Origin of the sequence: Candidatus Symbiopectobacterium sp. (assembly GCF_020054415.1) — a bacterium.
Lineage (GTDB): Bacteria > Pseudomonadota > Gammaproteobacteria > Enterobacterales > Enterobacteriaceae > Symbiopectobacterium.
In genome coordinates, this window is the sequence record NZ_JAHWCO010000302.1 from 1 (window position 1) to 1,451 (window position 1,451).

Below are 1,451 nucleotides of genomic sequence, written 5' to 3' on the forward strand. Positions count from 1 at the left end.
AGGTGGGTGAAGCCATGGCCATGGTCAAAGCGCTTAACCGGATCACGCTATTAGGAATGCCGAACAGTATTCGCATCACGTAACAATCGACCCGTATGGGGCGCAGTCGTTACAAGTTCTGATTTATTCAACAAAGCCGGTTTTCGCTCTCTGTAAATCCTGCTTGGTGAGGGCTCTGTTTTCCACGTGCAGTTTCTGCTGAGCTTGATCCAGCAATGACGAAGGGTCACGCCCCAATGCCAACATTGCGCTAGTCGCAGCGCTGATAAAATGCCTTTCTAAAGCGTCCAGCTTTTCTGTTGTACGGGAGGATGTCACGACGTCACGGTGACGTTCAACATTCGAACACGTTGCTGGTAGCATACATTTAATAAACCGTACCAGTGCGCCTATAAAAGTTTTTTTCTTACCCGCTGCGATGGGAAATGTCGGCTTCTCATTGATTTGCCCTGCGGATTTTAGATGATTCGCCCATAGCTTTCTGTTATCTGAGGTTACCGGCCTCTCCATTTTAGCACTACTATTCAGATGATTATTAACATAATACTCCTGCTGTTTGCTGCAAAAAAATTTTAACATTCATAAAATAACGCCTCCGCTCATTGAGCGATAACGTTACTGACCCTCATTGCGATTAACTACTATTAAACGCCCAATTCAACGGTGATAGCGATCACATACCGATGGTGATGATAATGTCTACATTGCGGGAGGATGCTTGCTGGCAAACCACGAACTGCTTCATCCCTGAATGGTGATTCCTTGGCAAATAGAGCGATGTAGTGCATAAAGGAAAGCAGAGTGCCGCTGCAATCCTTACATCACTCAACCAGCGTTTGCGCTTTATAGATGCTCCGGTAATGCGCTAACAGAGCTTCAAAATAGGCTCTTTTTTCTGGTGGGATTTTCTGGGCGATTGTTTCTGCGCATATTTCGCGCTTCTGGCTTTCCATAAAGGCGACTGTCGATGCAGCAAAATCTGCATACTTGTCACTGTATTCGAGAATCATCTTTTCAAAATTAATCATACCAACAGATCCTCCCTTGTGGTCAGCACCATGCTGTATTAAAAATATACAACACCCTGTGCAAAGCACGTTGTAGGCGACACAGAAAAACATTGCAGAAGATCACAAAGTGAGCAGTCAATTTTCCTATCACGCGATATGCAGGTAACGTTAGATGCCACGTTCCCGGTCGTGTATTCAATGAGTTGATGTAGCATCAAACGTAGTACTCGCGTTCGATGTAAGTACCGATGATCCTATCGTGCATTTCGGATGATTTTGAATATCCGAGCGTCTTGCGAGGTTACGCAGTGTCAGATGTGCACGCTCAATACGCTGTGTATACAGCTTGCTAACAATGTGTTTTACTTTTGGAAGTTCGTCGTTGTAAGCCCTGTAGCCATCCGTGTTTGCATGACTGACGACGGTAACGCTGATGGCCAC

General features: G+C 45.4%; 2 protein-coding genes and 2 pseudogenes. 1 reads left to right on the top strand and 3 read right to left on the bottom strand.

Going from position 1 to position 1,451, the window contains the following annotated elements:
- Window positions 1-83: pseudogene (locus QZ506_RS08760) on the top strand (lipoprotein); the annotation flags it as partial.
- A 40-nt stretch (window positions 84-123) separates the two neighbouring features.
- Here QZ506_RS08760 and QZ506_RS08765 read toward each other — a convergent pair.
- The 3 genes and pseudogenes from QZ506_RS08765 to QZ506_RS08775 form a co-directional block, all read right to left on the bottom strand.
- Window positions 124-579, bottom strand: a complete 456-nt coding sequence (locus tag QZ506_RS08765) for a hypothetical protein (protein ID WP_291970444.1) — start codon at window positions 577-579, stop codon at window positions 124-126.
- 242 nt (window positions 580-821) lie between these two features.
- Complete coding sequence (locus QZ506_RS08770) at window positions 822-1,028, bottom strand: DNA polymerase III subunit theta (protein WP_291970446.1); 207 nt, start codon at window positions 1,026-1,028, stop codon at window positions 822-824.
- Window positions 1,029-1,224: 196 nt separating this feature from the next.
- Window positions 1,225-1,451, bottom strand: a pseudogene (locus tag QZ506_RS08775) (IS1 family transposase); the annotation flags it as partial.